Genomic DNA, 22282 nt, shown 5'->3' with positions numbered 1-22282 from the left:
GAATGGAAAACGTAATCCCTGCCTTAGGCAACACGTTGAGCGATCTACTTGGCATCTATAGTTGGGTCCTCATCGGCTATATCTTATTATCATGGTTCCCGAACGCACGCGAATCTAAATTTGGTCAAATCTTATCGTTTTTGTGTGAACCGTTCTTGGCGCCGTTTCGCCGGATCATCCCACCGATTGGTGGTATGCTTGATATCTCCCCAATCGTTGCGCTGTTCGTGCTTCGTATGGCCCAAGCCGGAATCGCTGCGATCTTTGGGTGACGTATGAGCGTCTATGACCATTATCGACCAAGTGAACGCGCGTTCGTTGAACAAGTGCTCGACTGGGTACAACAAGTGGAGAATAGCTATGTGTTGAAATTGACGGATTTTCTAGACCCACGTGAACAGCAAATCGTCAAACAACTCGTCGGTAAACAACTTGTCATTCATGATGATGGCGGATTTGAAGGCGCGGAACGACGTCGTCTGATTTTAGCGCCGGATTACTATGAACTCAATCCAGATGATTTTGAGATTGAGATCCGTCGAATCGAGTACCCAACAAAATTCGTGGACTTGACGCATCGACAAGTGACAGGAACATTGCTGAACGCTGGACTGAAACGTCAAAAGTTCGGAGATGTCGTTCTTGACGATGAGATTGTACAATTTGCGACGACGCGTGAAGCGGTCGGGTTCATTGAAATGAATCTTGAACGTGTCGGAAAAGCGAGAGTTCGCATTTCTTCCGTGCCAAAAGACGAGGTTCTTGTCGTCCCTGCGACCGAATGGATCGAAGGGTTCGGCATCGTCTCTTCCTTACGATTTGATACGGTCGCAAGCGAGGTGCTTAAAAACTCTCGGCAAAAAGCGCAGGCGCTCGTCAAACATGGCGACTGTAAAGTGAATCATAAAGTCATTGAAGACGCGAGCTTCATCCTTGAACCGGATGATCTACTATCCGTCCGTGGATATGGTCGCATCAAATTGATGGAGATTCTCGGATCGACCAAACGTGAAAAAATTAAAATCCAGTATGGCACCATACGTTGAAATTAGGAGGAAAGTCGAATGGCGTTGACACCGATTGATATTCATAATAAAGAATTCTCTTCCCGTTTTCGTGGGTACGACATCGATGAGGTCAATGAATTTTTAGATCAAATCATTAAAGAGTTTGAACTATTGATTCGTGAGAATCGACGGTATGAAGAACTTGTCAACGATATGCAAGCCCGCATTGACTACTTCTCCTCGATGGAAGATACGTTGAACAAATCGATTATCGTCGCGCAGGAAGCGGCGGAAGAAGTGAAGAACAATGCTCAAAAAGAAGCGAGTCTCATCTTGAAACAAGCGGAACGTGAAGCGTTCGCTCGTGAAGAGGAAGCGGCGCGCAAAGAGCAACTTGCTGAACGAGAAGTCGTTCAAATGCTCAAGAAAGTAGAGTTGTATCGGACACGCTTCCGCGTCCTCGTCGATGCGCAAATGGAACTTCTCAACAGTACGGAATGGGAAACGATTGTCGGGGAACCGCCTGTGCAGACGGTTCTTGACGATAGAACAGAACTTGCGTATAATGACGACGAAGTCACACGTAATGAAGAACAACACGGATAAATGATCAACACGTTGAGTAGGACGCGTCGATCGAGTCATACCTACGAAGCGACTTAGGGACGGTGAGAGCCTAGGAGAAAGACTTGAATCGGTATCCCCTATGAGTCGTCACGCTGAACTGAAGTAAGCGTGACCGCCTGACCTCGTTATCGGTTACCGAGAGCGGTCTCATGATGATGAGACTAGTAGGGTGGTACCGCGAGTCAACCAACTCGTCCCTATCAGGGATGGGTTGGTTTTTTTTGTTTTCTAAAAAATGTTGATGGAGGAGTTTCGATGAACTACAAAGACACGCTATTAATGCCAAACACAGAATTCGCGATGCGTGGGAATTTACCAAAGCGCGAGCCAGCGATGCAAACAGAATGGGAAGATATGGACCTTTACAACAAGGTACAAGAAAAAAATGCTGGGAAACCACAATATATCTTACATGATGGACCTCCATATGCGAACGGTGACATCCACATGGGACACGCGATGAACAAAGTATTGAAAGACATCATCGTTCGTTTCAAAGGGATGAACGGCTATCAGTCTCCAATGATTCCAGGATGGGACACGCACGGTCTTCCAATCGAGAACGCCCTTCAAAAAGCAGGCGTCAATCGTAAGGAAATGACAGTCGCGGAATTCCGTGAAAAGTGTGCAGAGTATGCGATGGAGCAAGTGAACTCGCAACGCGAACAATTCAAACGTCTCGGTCTTCTCGCAGACTTTGAGAACCCATACATCACGCTCCTTCCTGAATACGAAGCGGCACAGATTCGTTTGTTCGGGTCGATGGCTGAGAAGGGTTATATCAACAAAGGGAAAAAACCGGTTTACTGGTCACCATCTTCCGAGTCGGCACTCGCGGAAGCAGAGATTGAATATTACGATAAAAAATCACCGGCTATCTACGTGGCGTTCCGTGTCGTGGACGGTAAAGATACGTTGACGTCAGACGATCACTTCGTCATCTGGACGACGACGCCTTGGACAATCCCGGCGAACCTTGGAATCGCGGTAAGTGATGAGTTGACTTACACGCGTATCGAACATGAAGGAAAAGGCTATATCGTCGCGGAAACGCTCGTTGAAGAAGTGACGGCAGCGCTCGGATGGACGGATTACACAGTGAGTGGGTCTTGGAACGGACGTGACTTCGAGTACATGACGGCCCAACATCCATTGTATGACCGGACGTCACTCGTCATCCTTGGCGACCACGTCACTGCGGATGCGACTGGACTTGTACACACAGCACCTGGACACGGGGAAGATGACTATCGCGTCGGACAGGCTTACGGATTAGACGTCCTTTGCCCGGTGGATGACCGTGGCTATATGACAGACGAAGCCCCTGGTTTCGAAGGTCTCTTCTACGAAGATGCGAACAAACAAATTGGTATGAAGCTTGAAGAGAACGGCTACTTGCTCAACTTGAAGTTCATCAAACACTCGTACCCGCATGACTGGCGTACGAAGAAGCCGGTCATCTTCCGTGCGACACCACAATGGTTCGCGTCCATCAAAGATTTCCGTGAAGACATGCTCCGTGAGATCGAGGAAGTGAACTGGGTCCCTGAATGGGGAATGACACGTCTCTACAACATGGTCCGTGACCGTGGAGATTGGGTCATCAGCCGTCAGCGTGCCTGGGGAGTTCCAATCCCAATCTTCTATGCGGAAGATGGAACGGAAATCATCACGAACGAGACAATCGACCATATCGCCAACTTATTCCGTGAGCACGGTTCAAACGTTTGGTATGAGCGTGAAGCGAAAGACCTTCTCCCTGCAGGGTTCACTCACCCGAACAGTCCGAACGGTGAATTCCGTAAAGAGCTCGACATCATGGACGTCTGGTTCGATTCAGGTTCTTCACACGCTGGTGTATTAGAAGAACGCGAAAACCTTCGTCGTCCGGCTGACCTTTACCTTGAAGGATCGGACCAATATCGTGGTTGGTTCAACTCGTCACTCTCGACGGCCGTTGCGACGACTGGGAAAGCACCGTACCGGAATGTCTTGAGTCACGGATTCGTCCTCGATGGGGACGGACGCAAAATGTCGAAATCGCTCGGTAACACGATTGCACCGAACGATCTTGTGAAGCAGTATGGCGCAGAGATCGTACGCCTTTGGGTCGCATCCGTCGATTACCAGTCGGACGTACGTGCGTCACACGATAACTTCAAACAGGTGTCAGAAGTTTACCGGAAGATGCGTAACACGATTCGCTTCTTACTCGGGAACTTGAACGGGTTCGAGCCATCGATGCGTGTCGCATTCGACGATATGCCGGAAGCGGACCGCTTCATGGCGACGAAGCTCAAACAATTGCAGACAAAAGTTGTCAAAGCATATGATGAGTTTGACTTTATGGCCGTGTATCACCTCGTTCATAACTTCTGTGTCAACGAGTTGTCATCGTTCTACCTCGACTTCACAAAAGATATCCTATATATCGAACGTGAAGACGATCTCCGTCGTCGTGCCGTTCAGACGGTCATGTACGATGCCGTCGTCCTCTTGACGAAACTATTGGCTCCAATCCTTCCACACACTGCCGATGAGGCATGGAAAGAAGTGCCTGGAAAGTCAGAAGCAAGCATCTTCTTGACGGATTTAGAAGAAGTGAGCGCGCTCACAGGAGACGAAACGGCATTACTCGAGAAGTGGTCGAAGTTCCTCGTCTTCCGCGACGACGTCCTCAAAGCGATTGAAATCGCACGTGGAGAAAAGTTGATCGGGAAACCGCTCGAAGCGAAGTTGATTCTCGCACCAAAAGCAGAGACTGCCGACTTGTTGAACACGATCGACAATGTCAGCCAACTGCTTCAAGTATCGCAAGTGGAGTGGGCTGAGACGGCAGACGTCGATTATGCGACGACGAAAATCACAGTCATGAAAGCGGATGGAGCCGCTTGTGCACGTTGTTGGACATACTCGACAGAGCTTGGACAAAACGAAGAGCATCCAGAGCTTTGCCCACGCTGTGCATCAGTAATCGGTTAAGACGAACCGGAGTGGCGTCCCCACTCCGGTTTCTTAACGGCTTGAAAGGAGACGCATATGAAACGATATTATGGATTGGCGCTCATCTTGATTTTGATCGATCAACTCACAAAATGGGTAGTCGTTCAAACGATGACAATTGGTCAATCGATTGAAGTCATCCCGAACTTGTTATACTGGACGTCCTACCGCAATAAAGGAGCGGCTTGGGGGATGTTAGAAGGACAGATGGCGTTCTTCTTTATCATCACCATACTCGTCGTTGCCGGACTCGTTTACTTCTTGCACAAAGAGGTGAACGGCTATCAACTCCTCGGATATAGTGTCGGATTACTGTTGGCCGGTGCCATCGGTAACTTTATTGATCGCTTGTTCCGTGGCGAAGTCGTCGACTTTGTCGATACGTATCCGTTCGGATACAACTTCCCGATTTTTAACGTGGCTGATATGGCACTCACGTTTGGTGTCATCTTGATGGTCATCGGGATTTTATTTGAAGAAAAATTAAACAAAGAAAGGGGACAATCGTAATGGAATCGTATACTTTTGTCGCCGATGAAAAGGCAAGGATTGATAAGTGGGTCAGTGACCGTGGTGAATGGTCACGCTCTCAAGTACAGGAATGGATCAAGACGGGAGCCCTCCTCGTCAACGGTAGTGCCGTGAAAGCGAACTACAAGCTTCAAGTGGGGGATGAAGTGGAAGTGAACGTGCCGGAAGCGGTCGAACTCGAAGTGTTGCCTGAAGACATCCCGCTCGAGATCGTCTTTGAAGACGAGGACGTCATCGTCGTCAACAAGGCACGCGGGATGGTCGTTCACCCTGCAGCCGGACACACGTCAGGGACGCTCGTCAATGCGCTACTTTATCATTGTGATGACCTCTCGGGTATCAACGGTGTCAAACGTCCAGGAATCGTCCATCGGATTGATAAGGACACGACGGGTCTTCTAATGGTCGCCAAAAATGACTTGGCCCATGAATCGCTGGCGAGCCAGTTGAAGGACAAGACCATCAAACGCGAGTATATCGCGCTCGTCCATGGCGAACTCGTCCACGAACTTGGAACGATTGAAGCACCGATTGGTCGCGATACGAATGATCGTCAGCGAATGACCGTGACGGACCGGAACGCAAAAGAAGCCGTGACGCACTTCCGTTTACTCGAACGTTATAAAGACTTCACGCTCGTGGAGTGTAAATTAGAGACTGGACGCACGCATCAGATTCGCGTTCATATGCGTTATATCGGTCATCCGCTCGCCGGTGACCCGAAATATGGTCCACGCCGCACGATTGATTTGGCCGGTCAAGCGCTCCATGCGGCAACACTCGGATTCCACCATCCACGTACGAAAGAATGGATGGAGTTTGAGGCACCATTACCAGAAGACTTTAATGCGGAACTCGCAAAATTAGATAAAATCGAGAAAACTCGTTGACTTCTGTCACGTTCCGATTTATAGTCTAGGAAGCATAACACCTTTAAACCCAGTCCAGAGAGGCTGTGAAAGGATTGTGACCGCGGTCACATGTACGTCAATTCAACCCCGGCATTCGTATGCCGTTTTTGATGAAGACTCCCTTTCCAGCCGGATGAGGGAGTCTTCTTTTTTAGTGAAGCTTGGAAGGAGGAATCACGTGAAACAATCAGTCATTTTAGATGAGTCAGCAATCCGTCGTGCTTTGACCCGAATCGCACACGAAATCATCGAGCGAAACAAAGGAATCGATGACGTCGTCCTCGTCGGAATCAAGACGAGAGGTGAGACGCTCGCTGACCGACTCGCTCGCCGAATCGAGGAGATTGAAGGCAAGCCGGTCGCACTCGGCAATCTCGACATCACCTTGTATCGCGACGATCTATCGAAGAAGTCGTTAGACCCTGAAGTCAAAGCGACGGAACTACCCCATGATATCAATGGAAAGACCGTCGTCCTCGTCGATGATGTCCTTTACACAGGTCGTACAGTTCGTGCCGCAATGGACGCGCTTGTCGACCATGGTCGTCCGGATTACATCCAACTTGCTGTCTTGATTGACCGAGGCCATCGGGAACTCCCGATTCGACCAGATTTTATCGGAAAGAACGTTCCGACGTCCAAGTCCGAGCAAGTCGTTGTGAGACTCAGTGAAGTCGACACGGCGGATGAAGTCACGATCCATCAGCAATAAACTCATACCTTTAAGGTGGTCCAGAGAGGCCAGGAAGGAGAATTCAATATGAAACAACCTGTTCTACACATCCACGAGCGTCCAGCTCACTTTCCACAATGGCTATTATTCAGCCTTCAACACGTCTTCGCCATGTTCGGAGCGACGATTTTAGTCCCGATTTTGACAGGATTAAATACATCGGTCGCCCTCGTCGCTTCCGGTGTGGCCACGCTCTCATTCTTAGCGATTACCCGCTTCAAAGTCCCAACATACTTAGGTTCAAGTTTTGCCTACATCGCCCCGATCATAGCGGTCAGCCAGCAATGGGGTGTCGAAGCCGCACTCTTCGGCGGAATCGTCGCCGGGTCTGTGTACGGTGTCGTCTCCTTGATTATCTATAAGACAGGCGTCAACTGGTTGCTCCGACTGCTCCCACCGGTCGTCGTCGGACCGGTCATCATGGTCATCGGACTCTCGCTCGCACCGGTCGCCATCGACATGTCGATGAATCAAGATGGTGCCTATAACGGGACGTTCATGACGATTGCCCTGCTTACACTTGGAATCACGATGCTTGCCATGACGAAACTGAAAGGTGTTTGGGGAGCGGTCCCAATCCTCTTTGGAATCGTGGGAGGATACGCAGTCGCAGCGGCATTCGGCATCATCGATTATTCGCCGATTCAACAAGCCAGCCTGTTCCAACTTCCTGACTTCACGATGGTGTTCGTCAACTACATGCCGATGTGGCAAGTCGGTGCCCTTCTCGCCATCGTTCCGGTCGCACTCGTCACGATGACGGAGCACATCGGAGATCAGATGGTCACGTCAAAAATTATCGGACGAGAAACGATGAAAGATCCAGGTCTCCATCGCACGCTACTTGGAGACGGAGTGGGAAAAGCCGTCGCCTCTGCACTCGGTGGACCACCATGTACGACTTACGGTGAGAACAACGGCGTCATGGCCATCACACGAGTCTACAGTGTCTACGTCATCGCTGGCGCAGCACTCATGGCCATCAGCTTCGGATTCCTCGGTCATATCGAAGCGTTCATCTCGACCATCCCGAACCCGGTCAAAGGTGGAATCTCGATCCTCTTGTTCGGTGTCATCGCCTCGAACGGATTACGGACGATGGTGGAGAGCAAAGTCGACTTGGCAGAAAAACGCAACTTGATCATCTCGTCGGTCATCCTCGTCATCGGACTCGGAGGTGCGATGGTTCAAATCGGGAGCTTCCCGGTACAAGGCATGGCACTCGCGACGGTCGTCGGCATTTTGTTGAACGCCATCTTACCGCATGAAGAAGACGACACAGCAGTCGAAGTCAGCACAACTGAAGAAACGAAACAAGCAAGTAACTTTTAATTCGATCCCGTGAGGTCGGCAAAGTGAAGGCTCGTTTATTTGGGTGTACCCTGCCCAGATAAAGGCGTCCCTTCACATCGGTGAAGAGACGCCTTTTCTCTTTGCCTCTAATAAAAGGAGGAGACGAACATGAATACGATGCAAACAAACGTGAAACCGGTCAAACACTTCGTCAGTTTGGACACACTTTCCCTTGAAGAGATCATGGGCATGATTGAAGAATCATTGCGCTACAAGCAAGGAGATCTTCCTCCACTGTTTGACGGGAAGACCGTAGCGAACCTGTTCTTTGAAAACTCGACACGTACGAAAAACTCGTTTCAAATGGCCGAACGCCACTTGAACATGCAGGAGATTCCGTTCGATGTGACGACGTCATCGGTCACGAAAGGCGAGACGCTATACGATACGTGTAAAACGCTCGAAGCCATCGGTGTGGATGCACTCGTCATTCGACATCCGGAAGCGGGCTATTATCACGAACTCATCGAAAAGTTGAATATCCCGGTGTTGAACGGAGGGGACGGGAGCGGGGAACATCCATCTCAATCGTTGCTCGACCTCGTTACCATCTTTGAAGAGTTCGGAACGTTCCAAGGATTGAACGTCGCCATCTGTGGTGACCTCGTCCATAGTCGGGTCGCTCGCTCAAACGCAAGCGTCTTGAAGCGCCTCGGAGCAAACGTGGTCGGTTGTAGTCCTGCCTCTTGGTGGGACGATTCGATGGGGCTAGAGCGAAAAGAACTCGATGACATCATAGGCGAATGTGACGTCATCATGTTGCTCCGTGTACAACACGAGCGCCATATCATGGGAGACGTCTTCTCGAAAGAAGAGTATCACACACAGTTCGGTTTGACGGTCGAACGCGTCGAGCGAATGAAGGCAGGCGCCATCATCATGCACCCGGCTCCGGTCAATCGGGATGTGGAGATTGCGGGAAGTCTGATCGAGCATGAACGGTCACGCATCTTCCCGCAAATGAAGAATGGGGTGTATGCCCGGATGAGCATCTTAAATCGAGCATTAGGAGGACAACAATGATACTTCAAAACGCGACATGGTATGACAAGGGAACGAAGCGTACGACATCCATTCAAGTGAAAGACGGAAAGATAAAATCACTCGACTATAAAGGGGAGACCGAGGGACAAGAAGTCCTCGATGCATCAGGCTATCTGCTCGCACCAGGACTCGTCGATGTCCACGTCCACTTGCGTGAACCAGGGGGCGAGGCGAAAGAGACGATTCAGACAGGAACGATGGCGGCAGCGGCAGGCGGATTTACGACCATCTGCTCGATGCCGAACACGAGACCGGTTCCTGACAATCGCGAAACAATGGACGTCCTCCTTCAAAAAATCGAACAAGATGCGGTCGTACGTGTATTACCTTACGCCGCCATCACGAAACGACAACTCGGGGAAGAACAGGTCGACATGGAATCGCTCGCAGATGCTTTCGCCTTCACGGATGATGGGGTCGGTGTCCAATCGGCGGCGATGATGCGACAAGCCATGCGTGAAGCGAAACGATTGAACAAAGCGGTCGTCGCCCACTGTGAGGACAATACGTTAAAGGCCGGGTCGGTCCACGAGGGCAAATTCAGTGAGGCGCATGGCATTCAAGGAATTCCGAGCCTTGCGGAAAGCATCCATATCGCTCGCGACGTTTTGATTGCTGAAGAGACAGGGTGTCATTATCATGTCTGTCACGTCTCATCCCGCCAATCGGTTCGTGTCATTCGGGATGCGAAACGAGCCGGCATCCACGTGACCGCTGAAGTGACGCCGCATCATCTCGTCTTGAGCGAGGACGATATCCCTGGACTCGATGCAAACTTCAAGATGAACCCACCGCTACGAAACGAGGATGATCGACAGGCCCTCCTTGAGGGATTGTTTGACGGGACGATCGATATGATCGCAACGGACCATGCCCCCCATACAGTAGAAGAAAAAGCACAAGGGATAGAGCGGGCTCCGTTTGGGATTACCGGTTTCGAGACGGCCCTTCCACTTCTGTACACGACGTTTGTAAAAACTGGCGTCATGGAGGAGCATCAGTTGCTCGACTGGATGACGAAACGTCCGAGCGACGTATTTGGTTTATCAAGAGGGGACCTGAAAGTTGGAGCGGATGCGGACCTGATTCTCATCGACACGAAAACGTCTCGGACGGTCGATCCTACGACATTTTACTCAAAAGGAAAGAATACACCGTTCGCAGGGAAAGAGCTTGTCGGATGGCCGGTCATGACGATGGTCGGTGGCGAAATTGTATATAAGGGGCGATTTGATGAAACGAACATTATGGCTTGAAGATGGAATGAAATTTATCGGTAAAGGATTTGGGGCACCGGCTGATACGATGGGGGAAGTCGTTTTCCAGACAGGAATGACAGGATACCAAGAAATCTTATCGGATCCATCATACTGCGACCAAATGATTGTATTGACGAACCCATTGATCGGGAACTATGGCATCAATCGTGAGGATTTTGAAACGACGATTCCGATGGCAAAAGCGTTGATTGTAAAAGAAGTATGCGATACGCCTTCGAACTTCCGTTCAACGGCGACACTCGATGCGACACTCACCCGCTTCGGCATTCCGGGGCTCTCGGATATCGATACACGGATGTTGACACGTCATTTACGAGCGAAAGGAGTCATGCGCGGTGTCCTCATCGATGGAGAGTTGACGTGGGACGAGGTACGGGTCCGCTTTGATGAAGAATCGCCGAACGATCAAGTCGCACGCGTATCGACGAAGCGGACATATGTGAGTACGGGAACCGGCCCTCGCATTGCTTTGATCGACTTCGGGGCAAAGCTTGGAATCATGCGCGAGTTGATGAAACGAGATTGTGAGGTCGTCGTCTTCCCGCACGATGTGACAGCAGAGGACGTATTACGGTATGAGCCGGACGGCATCATGTTGTCAAATGGACCAGGAGATCCTAAAGACGTTCCGACGGCACTGCCGCTCATCGAGCAACTGATGCCGACGACACCGATGTTCGGGATTTGTCTCGGTCACCAACTGATTGCTCTCGCAAACGGTGCGAACACATTCAAGCTTCCGTTCGGACATCGTGGCGCGAATCATCCGGTGCTCGAGCTTGAGACCGGTGCCGTGACCATCACCTCTCAAAACCATGGATATGCGGTTGAGGAAACGTCACTGCTCGATACACCGCTCATCGTCACACACCGTGCGGTCAATGACGGAACGATCGAAGGGGTAAGACATCTCCATCACCCGACCTTCTCGGTACAGTATCATCCGGAGGCAGCACCGGGACCGTTCGACGCCAACGACTTATTTGACCGATTCATGCAACTCGTACAAGAAAACAAACAGAAAGTGGGAATTTGACATGCCAAAACGACCAGATATTCAGAAAATCCTCGTAATCGGATCAGGACCGATTGTAATCGGACAAGCAGCGGAGTTTGATTATGCTGGTACACAGGCATGTCTTGCCTTGAAAGAAGAAGGCTACGAAGTCATCCTCGTCAACTCGAATCCGGCCACCATCATGACAGATCCGACGACGGCGGACCGTGTCTATATCGAACCGCTCGAACCAGAATTCGTCGAGCGAATCATCCGGCAGGAACGTCCGGATGCACTCCTTGCCACGCTTGGCGGGCAGACGGGTTTGAACTTGGCTTTTGAACTCGACAAACGGGGCGTCCTGCGGGATTGTGGCGTGGAACTTCTTGGAACAAAATTGTCTGCGATCGTTCAGGCGGAGGACCGGGAACAGTTCCGTAACTTGATGTTCGAACTCGGTCACGGCGTACCTGAAAGTGAGATTGTCCATACGCTCGAGTCTGCCTGGGGATTTGCGGAACGGATCGGATACCCGATCATCATCCGACCTGCGTACACGCTCGGGGGAACTGGTGGCGGGATTGCCCATGACCGGGAATCGTTCGAGCAAATCGTTGAATCTGGATTAAAGGCGAGTCCTGTTACGCAAGTCTTGTTGGAGAAATCGATTGCCGGGATGAAAGAAGTCGAGTTCGAGGTCATGCGTGACTCGAGTGACCAAGCCATCATTGTCTGTGCGATGGAAAACTTTGACCCGGTTGGAGTCCACACCGGTGACTCGATCGTATTCGCCCCTACGCAGACGCTATCAGATCGGGATTATCAGATGTTACGCAGCGTCTCGCTCGATATCATTCGGGCACTCGGTATTGAGGGTGGGTGTAACATCCAATTCGCACTCGACCCAGACAGTTTCACGTACTATGTCATCGAAGTGAATCCACGTGTTTCACGGAGCTCAGCGCTCGCATCAAAAGCGACAGGCTATCCGATTGCCAAGCTTGCTGCGAAAGTCGCTGTCGGTTACAAGTTGTCAGAACTAAAAAACCCGGTCACAGAGACGAGCTACGCCTCGTTCGAACCGGCGCTCGATTACGTCGTCGCTAAAATCCCACGCTTCGCCTTCGATAAGTTTGAGTCCGCGGATCGCCGCTTAGGCACACAAATGAAGGCAACGGGTGAGGTCATGGCCATCGGTCGGAATTTAGAAGAGGCTCTGCTAAAAGCGGTTCGCTCGCTTGAACTGGGTATGGAAGAACTCCACCTTCCACAACTTCAAGCATTAGACACAGAACATCTCGAGAATGGACTCATTCATCCGACAGACGAGCGTTTGTTCATCGTCTATGAGGCCCTTCGTCGCGGATACACGGTAGAAACGCTAAAAAAAAAAACAAAAATCGATCGATTCTACTTACAGAAATTGAACCGGATCTGGCAGGCAGAGCAACAACTGATCAAGGAGCCGTTGACGTCAGAACGTCTACTGGATGTGAAACGTCTAGGGTTCAGTGATGTGGCAATCGCCCGTATGCTGTCGATGGATACAGAAGCGGTTCGCACGAAACGGAAAGAATGGAGCATTCGTCCCGTCTATAAGATGGTCGATACGTGTGCGGCCGAGTTTGCTTCTGAGACACCATACTTTTATGGGACATATGAAGTGGAGAACGAAGCGGTGAAGACAGACCGGGAGTCCATCCTCGTCCTTGGATCAGGTCCGATTCGAATCGGACAAGGTGTCGAGTTCGACTATGCGACCGTTCACTCAATCGAAACGATTCGAGATGCAGGATATGAAGCCATCATCATCAACAACAACCCGGAAACGGTCTCGACAGACTTCTCCATCTCCGATCGATTGTACTTCGAACCTTTGACGACAGAAGACGTATTAGAGGTCATCGAGAACGAAAACCCGTTAGGTGTCATCGTCCAATTCGGTGGACAGACTGCCATTAACTTGGCGGCATCGTTAGAAGCGAACGGCGTGAAAATTCTTGGGACGACGCTGGAAGATATCGACCGTGCCGAAGACCGAAAGGCGTTCGAAGCCACATTGTCAGCGGAACGATTAGCTCAACCACCAGGAAAGACTGCGACAAACGTGGAAGAGGCCGTCACATGTGCGAATGAGCTCGGCTATCCGGTACTCGTTCGACCATCGTACGTCCTCGGTGGACGGGCGATGGAAATCGTGTATGAACAGTCAGAGCTCGAGCGGTACATGCGACATGCGGTCATCGCCTCGAAAGATCGACCGGTTCTCATCGATCGCTACTTGACAGGAATTGAGATTGAAGTCGATGCCATCTGTGACGGGACGGACGTCTACATCCCAGGGATCATGGAGCATATCGAACGTGCCGGCGTACACTCAGGCGATTCCATTGCCGTCTATCCGCCTCAACGACTCAGTGAAAAACAGAAACAAAAAGTCGTCGATTATACAATCAAGTTAGCGAAAGCGTTCCGCATCAAAGGCCTTCTCAACATCCAGTTTGTCTATGCGGATGACCTGTATGTGATCGAGGTAAACCCACGTGCGAGTCGGACGGTCCCATTCATCTCGAAAGTGACGGGGTTACCGGTCGCACGGATTGCAACACAAACGATTCTTGGGACGAGTTTGAAAGAACTAGGTCTTGGGACAGGCATTCATCCTGAGTCGGACAGTATTTCGGTCAAAGTACCGGTCTTCTCGTTCGCGAAATTGAAAGAGGTAGACCCATCGCTCGGTCCCGAGATGAAGTCGACAGGAGAGGTCATGGCGACAGAAAGGACGCTCGAAAAAGCGCTCTATAAAGGGCTCGTTGCAGCAGGGATGAACATCGCCTTGAAAGGGAACGTGCTCATGACGATTGCCGACCATGACAAAGACGAGGCCATCGCCTTGGCGAAACGATTTGACCGCCTCGGTTTCCGCCTCATGGCAACGAGTGGGACGGCTGATAGTCTTGAAGTGGAACAGATGCGTGTTCGTCGAGTCGGGAAAATTCAAGAAGACGGTGAGACGATGCTCAGTGTGATCGAGCGTGGAGACGTCGACTTGATCATCAATACGACGAGCCGCGACGCACTCGTCACGAAAGACGGGTTCTTGATTCGAAGAACGGCCGCCGAACAGGGCACGCTTTGCCTGACCTCGCTCGATACGGTCGAAGCCTTGTTACAAGTCATTGAAAGCCTGTCGTTCCAGACGGTCAGCATCCCGGCATTCACAACGTTCGGGGTGATGGTATGAGACATGACGTGACGATTGTGAGCAACCGGCAAATCGCCAAAGCGACGATGGAAATGAAAGTACGTTGCCCTGGGGTGGAGGTCGCCCCTGGGACGTTCTTTCACATCAAGACGTCCGGTCTGTTACGTCGGCCGTTATCGGTGGCGAACGTCGAGGGGGACGAAATCACCTTCTTATACAAAGTGATTGGGGAAGGGACAACTGAGCTGGCAGGGAAACGAGTGGGGGACACGCTAGACGTCCTTGGTCCGCTCGGGAACGGTTTTCTACTGGCGCAACATGGAAAGCGAGTCGTCCTGGTCGGAGGTGGGATTGGGGTCCCACCGCTTTACTACGTCAGACGTCGACTACATGAGATGGGGATTGAAACGATTGCAATTCTCGGGTTTGATTCAAAAGAAAGCGTCTTTTATGAAGAAGCCTTTCGTGAACTTGGTGAGACGATCATCACGACAGTAGACGGTACTCACGGGGAGCTTGGCTTCGTCACTGGCCCCCTCGCACGCATCCAAGCCGATGTGTTGTTCAGTTGTGGTCCGGAAGCGATGTTAAAAGCAGTCGCCGCTTCACCAATTCCTGAACGATATCTCTCGATCGAGAATCGGATGGGTTGTGGCATAGGTGCTTGTTTTGCCTGTGTCTGTCAAGCGCCGGACGGCTATGTGAAAGTCTGTAGTGACGGTCCGGTATTCAATGTGGAAGAGGTGCTGTTATGAGATTGAATGTCGAGTTACCAGGTCTTCGTTTAAAAAATCCAATCATTCCGGCTTCCGGATGTTTCGGATTTGGGGAGGAATTCGCGAAGTTGTACGACCTCTCGATTTTGGGAGGCATCATGATCAAGGCAGCGACGGAGGAGTCGAGATTCGGTAATCCGACCCCACGTGTTGCCGAAACGGCACAGGGTATGCTCAACGCGATCGGTCTTCAAAATCCGGGAGTCGATGCGATCATCGAAGAAAAGTTACCATTTCTCTCGACGTTCGACACGGAAATCATCGCCAACGTTGCCGGTTCGACGCCAGATGAATACGTGGAAGTCGCCCGTCGAATCAGTGCCGACCCGACGATTAAAGCCATTGAATTGAACATCTCGTGTCCGAACGTGAAATGTGGAGGCATGCAGTTTGGGACGGACCCGGTGATGGCCGCAGAACTTACACGACTCGTCAAAGCGGCTTCAAGTAAGCCGGTCTATGTCAAACTGTCTCCGAACGTCACGTCAATCACCGACATGGCGCGAGCCGTCGAAGCAGCCGGGGCGGACGGCTTGACGATGATCAACACACTCGTAGGGATGCGAATCAATATCGAGACAGGTCGACCGATTTTAGCGAACCGAATCGGTGGGTTATCCGGTCCAGCCATCAAACCGGTAGCGGTCCGGATGGTGTATGAAGTCGCACAAGCGGTCGACATTCCTATCATCGCCATGGGCGGGGTTCGGACGGTCGACGATGTGCTCGAGTTTATTTACGCGGGGGCTTCTGCCGTTGCCGTCGGGACGGCGAACTTTGAAAATCCATACGTCTGTCAGGAAATCATTGAAGCGTTACCGGCACGACTTGATTCACTCGGAATCGAACATATTTTGGATGTGAGGGGGAAGGCCTATGCGCAACTTGTATCTCGCCCTTGACGTTGAAACGCGGGACGAAGCGTTTCATTTGTTAAAACGATTTTCAAACCGACCGGCTGTCAAAGTCGGGATGGAACTCTTTTATCGGGAAGGCGCACGCTTTGTCGAAGAATTGGTCGACGAGGGTTATCCGGTCTTTCTAGATGTGAAAGTACACGATATCCCGGAGACGGCACGCCGTACGATGCGACAAATCGGAAAGCTCGGGGTGGCTGTGACGAATGTCCACACATTAGGCGGCGAAAAGATGATGCGTTATGCGTTAGACGGGTTACGTCAGGCAAACGATACGACTCGATTGATCGGGGTCACACAGTTGACGTCGACAGATGAACGAATGATGCAGACAGAGCTCGGGATTGCTGGACGACTCGATCTAGCCGTTCTCAGACAAGCGACACTTGCGAAGCAGGCAGGACTTGACGGAGTAGTCGCATCCGTTCAAGAAGCGAAAACGATTCATCAAAAACTAGGGAACACGTTCATGACGGTCACACCTGGCATCCGACTCGGTGCAACCGAGGATGATCAAGTCCGTATCGCGACGCCACAGGAAGCGAGATTGGCGGGCGTTCACTCAATTGTCGTCGGCCGACCGATTACACGTGCGACTGATCCGATGGCCATGTACGACCAATTTATGAAGGAATGGGGACAAATGAATGAAACAAATCGCTGAGGCACTTTTACAGATTGAAGCCGTCACACTATCACCGACTGAGCCGTATACATGGTCGAGCGGATTGAAGAGTCCGATCTACTGCGACAATCGACTCACACTCAGTTATCCGAAAGTGCGTCAAGTCATCGTCGATGGATTGGTGAAGTCAGTGAATCCGACCGATGTCGATGTGATCGCAGGGACGGCCACGGCAGGTATCCCTCACGGGGCATTGCTCGCTGACCGACTCGGGCTTCCATTCATTTATGTCCGTTCGAATGCAAAAGGGCATGGGAAAGGCAATCAAATTGAAGGAAGACTCGAGGCAGGCGCTCGAGTACTCGTCATCGAGGATTTATTGTCGACCGGGATGTCGAGTATCGATGCGGCGAAGGCGATTCGTCAGGCGGGTGGTGACGTCATTGGGATTCAAGCCATCTTCTCGTACGGATTACCGGTTCTTCAGAAGAATCTAAGCGATGCAGATCTGACGGCAACATCGTTGACAACGTTCTCAGAATTGATTGAAGTGGCAGAGAGTACGGGCGTTCTAAACCGTTCGGAGCTCGATTCGCTTCGCGACTGGCAAGAAGATCCTCGTGCCTGGAGCGACCTCGTCACCTCTTAAGAATCCACCTTCGGGCGGATTCTTTTTCGATTCGGCATATGTCATACTTCATGGTAAAATAACGGAAGTGATTCGAAAAGGAGAGGCATATGGCGTATTCAAGAAGCAAAGAGAAGACATGGAACGCACGATTTCGTGCAATTCCAAAACATCGTAAAGTCGCCTTCGGTCTCGTCTTGATAATCATCCCAGCGCTCTTTTTAGTGAATTTATTTGTGTTCAGCCATTTATTAGCGCTAGGAGACCAGTATGAAGACCGATATCAAATGAAGAAATTGCGACTCGAAACAGACCATGGGAATGTGGAATTCGTTCGTAGTCCAAATGAAAAGGTACAGATTGAAGTGATGCAGACTAATTCGAAAGAACGCCGCATCAAAGTCAAGTCAGTCGGGGATACCATCTACGTCGTCGAGCGATATGGATGGTTCAGCTATTTCGGAAGTCGAGCGAGCGATGAACCGTCGCGCTACAAAATTAAAGTCGCTTTGCCGAGCTCGATGACATCGGTTCATCTGGGAGCGGAGCAGGTGACAGGACAAGGATTGAATGCGAAGACGATTGTTATGGATGTGAATGCCGTCAATTTGAAACAGATTGATAGTGATCGTCTACGGATTGAATCGAAAAGCGATACGACTATCGAATCGGCACGACTTGTGAACGGTGACATTCGCTCTTATCGTCATGCGACCGTCAGCGATGTTGTCGTCAATCAAGCGATGACCATCCAAACGGAAGCTGGGACGCTTAGTTACGCGCCGAAACATGCGACAGGACAAGTGAACGTGACGACGACCGGAAAAGTCTCGAGTAGCGACCGTTACGAAGAAGTCGAACCGGGTGTGTATCAATTGTCGACATCGAATCGACCGGTGGTGGAACTGATTTCTGAGACAGGAAAGGTCGAACTCAAATGAATGGACAACGATACATCCCGAAAATCGGGTTACGTACGTTAAAAACTGGAATTGCCGTCGCCATCACCGTTGCCATCTCGTGGTATATCTTCGGGATTTATTCAGGGATGGGAGCCATCGCAGCAGTTGTGGCGATGCAACCGACCGTCAAGCGATCGTCTAAAATCGTATTCAGTCGCATATTCGGAACGGTCGTCGGTCTTATGTGCGGGCTCTTCATCGTCTATTTGTTCGGTGTCAATCCGCTCTCGATTGGATTAGCCGTCATCGTTTCGCTCACGCTTAACACGACGTTCGATAAAACCCACATGTCGACGTATGCGGCATTTGCCATCGTCATGATGCTCGAAAGTCCTACATCGGACTTCTTCCATTATGCGTGGACCCGTTCTCTATTAACGGCGGTTGGTGTATTTGTTTCACTCGGTGTCAATTACGCGTTCATGCCTCCTCGTTATGAGGACCGGTTATTGAACGAGGTACGTAAGACTTCTTCTTACTTGTTCCATCACTGGCGAGAACTCGTCGGTTCCCCGGCAGAGCTGCTAGAAACGCGAGCCCGCATCCTTGGCCATCAGGAGCTTCATATGATGCTCCAAGAGGACATGAAAGTGACGAACGTCAAATTGAAATATATGACGATCAAACAATACCGTTTGTTGATTCACCTTGAAGACAAGCTGGTCTTGTTGCTAGAGAGCCTCGCCGAGCATCGAGAAGCTTTCCTGTTGATGAGCGAGGAAGAGCGTCAGGCATTTGAGTCAGAATTTTTATATTTACTAGCGCATCATCACGACATTCTCTATACATGTGACAAGCCCTATTCGCTCTTCAAACTTCCACATGAAGATTTATCCGTTTCAGAAATTTTACACGGGCATTTGCTCGACTATCATGAACAGCTCGAGGCGTTTAAGCATGATCCGAAAATCTGAACTCTATACGTAGAAGACCCGCCATGATCATGACGGGTCTTCATGTTTACGATTGTTTCAATGACTTCATCAATTGCTCATTCGGAGTCACGTAGACGGTCTGTTGATCTGTATAGATGACAAATCCCGGTTTCGCACCGCTCGGTTTTTTCACGAAACGGGCGCGTGTGTAATCGACAGGTACGCCACTTGATGCACGTGCCTTCGAGAAGTAGGCGGCGACTGATGCGGCTTCTAGTAATGTCGTCTCGTCTGGTTCCGTCGAGCGGATAATCACGTGAGACCCAGGAATATCTTTGACATGAAGCCAAATCTCATCACGTCGTGCGAACTTGAACGTCAGATGGTCGTTTTGCGTATTGTTCTTCCCGACAAAGAATTCTGTTCCGGTCGAGGACGTGTACGCTTCAAGCGAAATTTTCGGATTCACTTTTTTCTTTTGACGTTTTTGACGGATGTAGCCTTCTTCTGCAAGTTCCTCGCGAATCTCAAGAAGGTCTGACGGGGAAGCGACGTCGAGTTGGGCGATGAGCGTCTCTAAATATTCGATTTCTGCATCGTTCAACTCCATCTGTTTCTTCACTTCGACTTTGGCTACTTTTAGTTTGTTGTATTTCTTATAGTATTGCTGCGCATTCTCATTCGGTGTTTTGAGTGGGTCGAGCGGAATGGAGAGGATTGCACCGTTCTCGTCATAATAATCGACGACTTCGGCGACGCGCATCCCTTTTTCGAGTTGGAATAGATACGTCGTCAACAGCTCGCCGTATTTTTGTAACTCATCCGCCCGCTCCGTCGCCTTCATGTCGTCTAAGAGACGACGCCGTTTTAATTGATTCTTTTCGAGTTCTGATTTAAGGAGACGTTCGACATCGTGCGCTTGTTGTCTCACACGGTCACGGTTCGCTTTTTCATAGTAGAAACGGTCGAGCACTTCTTTACTCGATTCATACGTTTCCTCGGTTTCGATGTCCCCGGCTGTCAATGCAATCGGAGCGAATCGTTCTTTACCATTCGCAAGTTGTTGGAAAACGTAGGGACCATCGAGTTGACGAAGGACGTTCTCAAATGCTTGCTGTAAGGAATCTCGATTCGGCGTTTTTGCGAGATGAACCACTTCCTGTGCGATTTGCGGACTGACACCGGCGAACGTGGAGACTATCTGTTTATCGAGCTTGCCGGCATTCCAATCGATTCGTTTCAATCCTTCTGTCATCTCGGTCAATGGATCGAACTTATGTTGTTCCGGAGGAAGGAGATAGTCACTACCCGGCATGATGGTCCGATACGTGTTTTGAGAAGGAGGTAGATGCTTGATTGCATCTAATATTTTGCCTTCTTCCGTCGTCAAGACGACGTTCGAGTGGCGCCCCATCAATTCGATGTATACTTTCTTCGATTCTTCATCGCCGAGCTCGTTACGAGAGCGGACCGATATGACGATGACACGGTCCCTTCCGATTTGTTCGACCGCCGTGATGAATCCACCTTCCACATGTTTGCGGAGCATCATGCAAAACATCGGCGGTTCTTGTGGGTTTTTAATCGGTGTATCCGTCAACTGAAGACGGGCATACATCGCGTTTGCTGATATCAAGAGTTGCGCGTTCTTACGATTCGAGCGAATTTGAAGCATCAAATCGAGCGAATACGGTTGATGTACCTTGTTGATTCGCCCTCCGACGAGCGATTGTAATTCTTGTACGACACGATATGTCATTAATCCATCATAAGCCAATGATCTCATCACCTTTGTTCATTTTCTGTCTCTACGTTATCAGAAAAACAGAAAATATGGTACGATGGAGTAGGAAATCCGAACTTCTTCTTGCCGGGACAATTGATTGACTGCTATTATAATTAAATGTGATGTTAGAAGATGGAGGGCTTGCAGTGAATTTTAAAGAACGAGGATTATTAATCGTTTTGTCTGGACCGAGCGGTGTCGGAAAAGGGACCGTTTGCCGTGCTCTTCGCGAGGAAGAGGACAACAACCTTCAATATTCGGTGTCGGCGACGACCCGAAAACCACGTGAAGGGGAAGTTGAAGGAGTGCATTACTTCTTCAAATCGAGAGAAGAGTTCGAACGGATGATCGAACAAAAAGAACTGCTTGAACATGCCGAATTTGTCGGTAACTATTACGGGACGCCTGTAGAGTGGGTGCGTGAAACGCTCGAAAGCGGCCAAGATGTCATTCTTGAAATTGAGGTGCAAGGGGCGTTCCAAGTGAAGGAACTTCTCCCAGAAGCCGTCTTTTTATTCTTGGCACCACCAAGTCTTCAAGAACTTCGCAATCGTCTCATCGGACGAGGCACGGAGTCAGAAGAAGTCATTAAGCAACGCCTGCTCGTCGCGCGTGAAGAAATCGAGTTGATGGACGCCTACGATTATGTCGTCACGAACGACGAGGTCGACAAAGCCATCGATCGAATTAAAGCGATCGTGACAGCCGAGCATTGTAAACGTGAACGTGTTGAAACACTCTATAAAAAAGCCATGATGGAGGTCATTTAATGTTATACCCTTCGATTGATGCCTTACAACGTACTATCCCGTCAAAATACACGATCGTTACGGTCGCTGCAAAACGGGCGCGTCAGATTCAAGATGGAAAAGCACCGAAAGTCGCCGAGCCAAAATCATATAAGCCGGTCGGTCAAGCGTTAGAAGAACTATTTTCGGGTGATACGACAATCATCGTGAACGAAAAAAACAACGGATGAAGTGTGACCCAAGTCGTTTGCGACTTGGGTCTCATTGTCTATA

The 22282-nt window shown here is 50.3% G+C and carries 21 protein-coding genes; 20 read left to right on the top strand and 1 reads right to left on the bottom strand.

From position 1 onward, the window contains the following. Positions 1-2: 2 nt before the first annotated feature. The 18 genes from BBB58_RS11420 to BBB58_RS11335 all read left to right on the top strand — a co-directional run bounded on the left by BBB58_RS11420 (position 3) and on the right by BBB58_RS11335 (position 19513). Positions 3-272, top strand: coding sequence for a YggT family protein (locus BBB58_RS11420; protein WP_015881317.1), 270 nt, complete (start codon positions 3-5; stop codon positions 270-272). Positions 273-275: 3 nt separating this feature from the next. Next, positions 276-1046 carry a YlmH family RNA-binding protein gene (locus BBB58_RS11415; RefSeq protein ID WP_074037319.1) on the top strand — a complete coding sequence of 257 codons (771 nt, stop codon included), beginning with the start codon at positions 276-278 and terminating at the stop codon, positions 1044-1046. Positions 1047-1064: 18 nt separating this feature from the next. Beyond that, the gene (locus BBB58_RS11410) at positions 1065-1613 is read left to right on the top strand and encodes a DivIVA domain-containing protein (RefSeq protein WP_074037318.1); all 549 of its coding nucleotides are present in this window, start codon (positions 1065-1067) and stop codon (positions 1611-1613) included. Between the two features lie 276 nt (positions 1614-1889). Continuing rightward, positions 1890-4616, top strand: a complete 2727-nt coding sequence (gene ileS, locus BBB58_RS11405; RefSeq protein WP_074037316.1) for an isoleucine--tRNA ligase — start codon at positions 1890-1892, stop codon at positions 4614-4616. A gap of 57 nt (positions 4617-4673) precedes the next feature. Further along, the gene (gene lspA, locus BBB58_RS11400) at positions 4674-5147 is read left to right on the top strand and encodes a signal peptidase II (protein WP_074037315.1); all 474 of its coding nucleotides are present in this window, start codon (positions 4674-4676) and stop codon (positions 5145-5147) included. Further along, positions 5147-6058, top strand: a complete 912-nt coding sequence (locus tag BBB58_RS11395) for an RluA family pseudouridine synthase (RefSeq protein WP_074037313.1) — start codon at positions 5147-5149, stop codon at positions 6056-6058. The genes lspA and BBB58_RS11395 overlap by 1 nt, the downstream gene beginning before the upstream one ends. Positions 6059-6257: 199 nt before the next feature. Next, on the top strand, positions 6258-6791 hold the full coding sequence (gene pyrR / locus BBB58_RS11390; protein WP_015881323.1) for a bifunctional pyr operon transcriptional regulator/uracil phosphoribosyltransferase PyrR: 534 nt from the start codon (positions 6258-6260) through the stop codon (positions 6789-6791). A 48-nt stretch (positions 6792-6839) separates the two neighbouring features. Then, a complete protein-coding gene (locus BBB58_RS11385; RefSeq protein ID WP_074037312.1) occupies positions 6840-8144 on the top strand; it encodes a uracil-xanthine permease family protein in 1305 nt (434 codons plus the stop codon). A 129-nt stretch (positions 8145-8273) separates the two neighbouring features. Next, positions 8274-9188, top strand: a complete 915-nt coding sequence (locus tag BBB58_RS11380) for an aspartate carbamoyltransferase catalytic subunit (protein WP_084543094.1) — start codon at positions 8274-8276, stop codon at positions 9186-9188. Continuing rightward, entirely contained in the window at positions 9185-10465 is a 1281-nt protein-coding gene (gene pyrC / locus BBB58_RS11375) for a dihydroorotase (protein WP_074037311.1), read from the top strand. Before BBB58_RS11380 ends, pyrC begins: the two co-directional genes overlap by 4 nt. Then, positions 10443-11525, top strand: coding sequence for a carbamoyl phosphate synthase small subunit (locus tag BBB58_RS11370; protein WP_074037309.1), 1083 nt, complete (start codon positions 10443-10445; stop codon positions 11523-11525). The genes pyrC and BBB58_RS11370 overlap by 23 nt, the downstream gene beginning before the upstream one ends. A gap of 1 nt (position 11526) precedes the next feature. Beyond that, positions 11527-14730, top strand: a complete 3204-nt coding sequence (carB, locus tag BBB58_RS11365; RefSeq protein ID WP_074037308.1) for a carbamoyl-phosphate synthase large subunit — start codon at positions 11527-11529, stop codon at positions 14728-14730. Beyond that, complete coding sequence (locus BBB58_RS11360; protein ID WP_074037307.1) at positions 14727-15446, top strand: dihydroorotate dehydrogenase electron transfer subunit; 720 nt, start codon at positions 14727-14729, stop codon at positions 15444-15446. Before carB ends, BBB58_RS11360 begins: the two co-directional genes overlap by 4 nt. After that, positions 15443-16369: a dihydroorotate dehydrogenase gene (locus BBB58_RS11355; protein ID WP_074037305.1), complete on the top strand. Its 927-nt coding sequence runs from the start codon at positions 15443-15445 to the stop codon at positions 16367-16369. Before BBB58_RS11360 ends, BBB58_RS11355 begins: the two co-directional genes overlap by 4 nt. Next, entirely contained in the window at positions 16344-17048 is a 705-nt protein-coding gene (gene pyrF, locus BBB58_RS11350) for an orotidine-5'-phosphate decarboxylase (protein ID WP_074037304.1), read from the top strand. Before BBB58_RS11355 ends, pyrF begins: the two co-directional genes overlap by 26 nt. Then, positions 17032-17658: an orotate phosphoribosyltransferase gene (gene pyrE, locus BBB58_RS11345; RefSeq protein ID WP_074037302.1), complete on the top strand. Its 627-nt coding sequence runs from the start codon at positions 17032-17034 to the stop codon at positions 17656-17658. Before pyrF ends, pyrE begins: the two co-directional genes overlap by 17 nt. Before the next feature lie 89 nt (positions 17659-17747). Next, positions 17748-18578: a hypothetical protein gene (locus BBB58_RS11340; protein WP_074037301.1), complete on the top strand. Its 831-nt coding sequence runs from the start codon at positions 17748-17750 to the stop codon at positions 18576-18578. Further along, positions 18575-19513: an FUSC family protein gene (locus BBB58_RS11335; RefSeq protein ID WP_074037299.1), complete on the top strand. Its 939-nt coding sequence runs from the start codon at positions 18575-18577 to the stop codon at positions 19511-19513. Before BBB58_RS11340 ends, BBB58_RS11335 begins: the two co-directional genes overlap by 4 nt. A 46-nt stretch (positions 19514-19559) precedes the next feature. On the opposite strand, the gene BBB58_RS11330 is transcribed toward BBB58_RS11335, so the two are convergent. Further along, on the bottom strand, positions 19560-21251 hold the full coding sequence (locus tag BBB58_RS11330) for an Rqc2 family fibronectin-binding protein (RefSeq protein ID WP_074037298.1): 1692 nt from the start codon (positions 21249-21251) through the stop codon (positions 19560-19562). A 131-nt stretch (positions 21252-21382) separates the two neighbouring features. On the opposite strand from BBB58_RS11330, the gene gmk reads away from it, so the two are divergent. Both gmk and rpoZ read left to right on the top strand, forming a co-directional pair. Beyond that, positions 21383-22030 (top strand): guanylate kinase, encoded by a 648-nt coding sequence (gene gmk, locus BBB58_RS11325; RefSeq protein ID WP_074037296.1) that lies wholly within the window; start codon positions 21383-21385, stop codon positions 22028-22030. Beyond that, complete coding sequence (gene rpoZ / locus BBB58_RS11320; RefSeq protein WP_015881337.1) at positions 22030-22239, top strand: DNA-directed RNA polymerase subunit omega; 210 nt, start codon at positions 22030-22032, stop codon at positions 22237-22239. The genes gmk and rpoZ overlap by 1 nt, the downstream gene beginning before the upstream one ends. The last annotated feature ends 43 nt before the right edge of the window (positions 22240-22282 follow it).

The organism is Exiguobacterium profundum (assembly GCF_001909285.1).
In the GTDB taxonomy this organism is placed as follows: Bacteria; Bacillota; Bacilli; order Exiguobacteriales; family Exiguobacteriaceae; genus Exiguobacterium; species Exiguobacterium profundum.
Note: the sequence above shows the minus strand (reverse complement) of the source record. Positions and strands in the feature narration are given on the sequence as shown.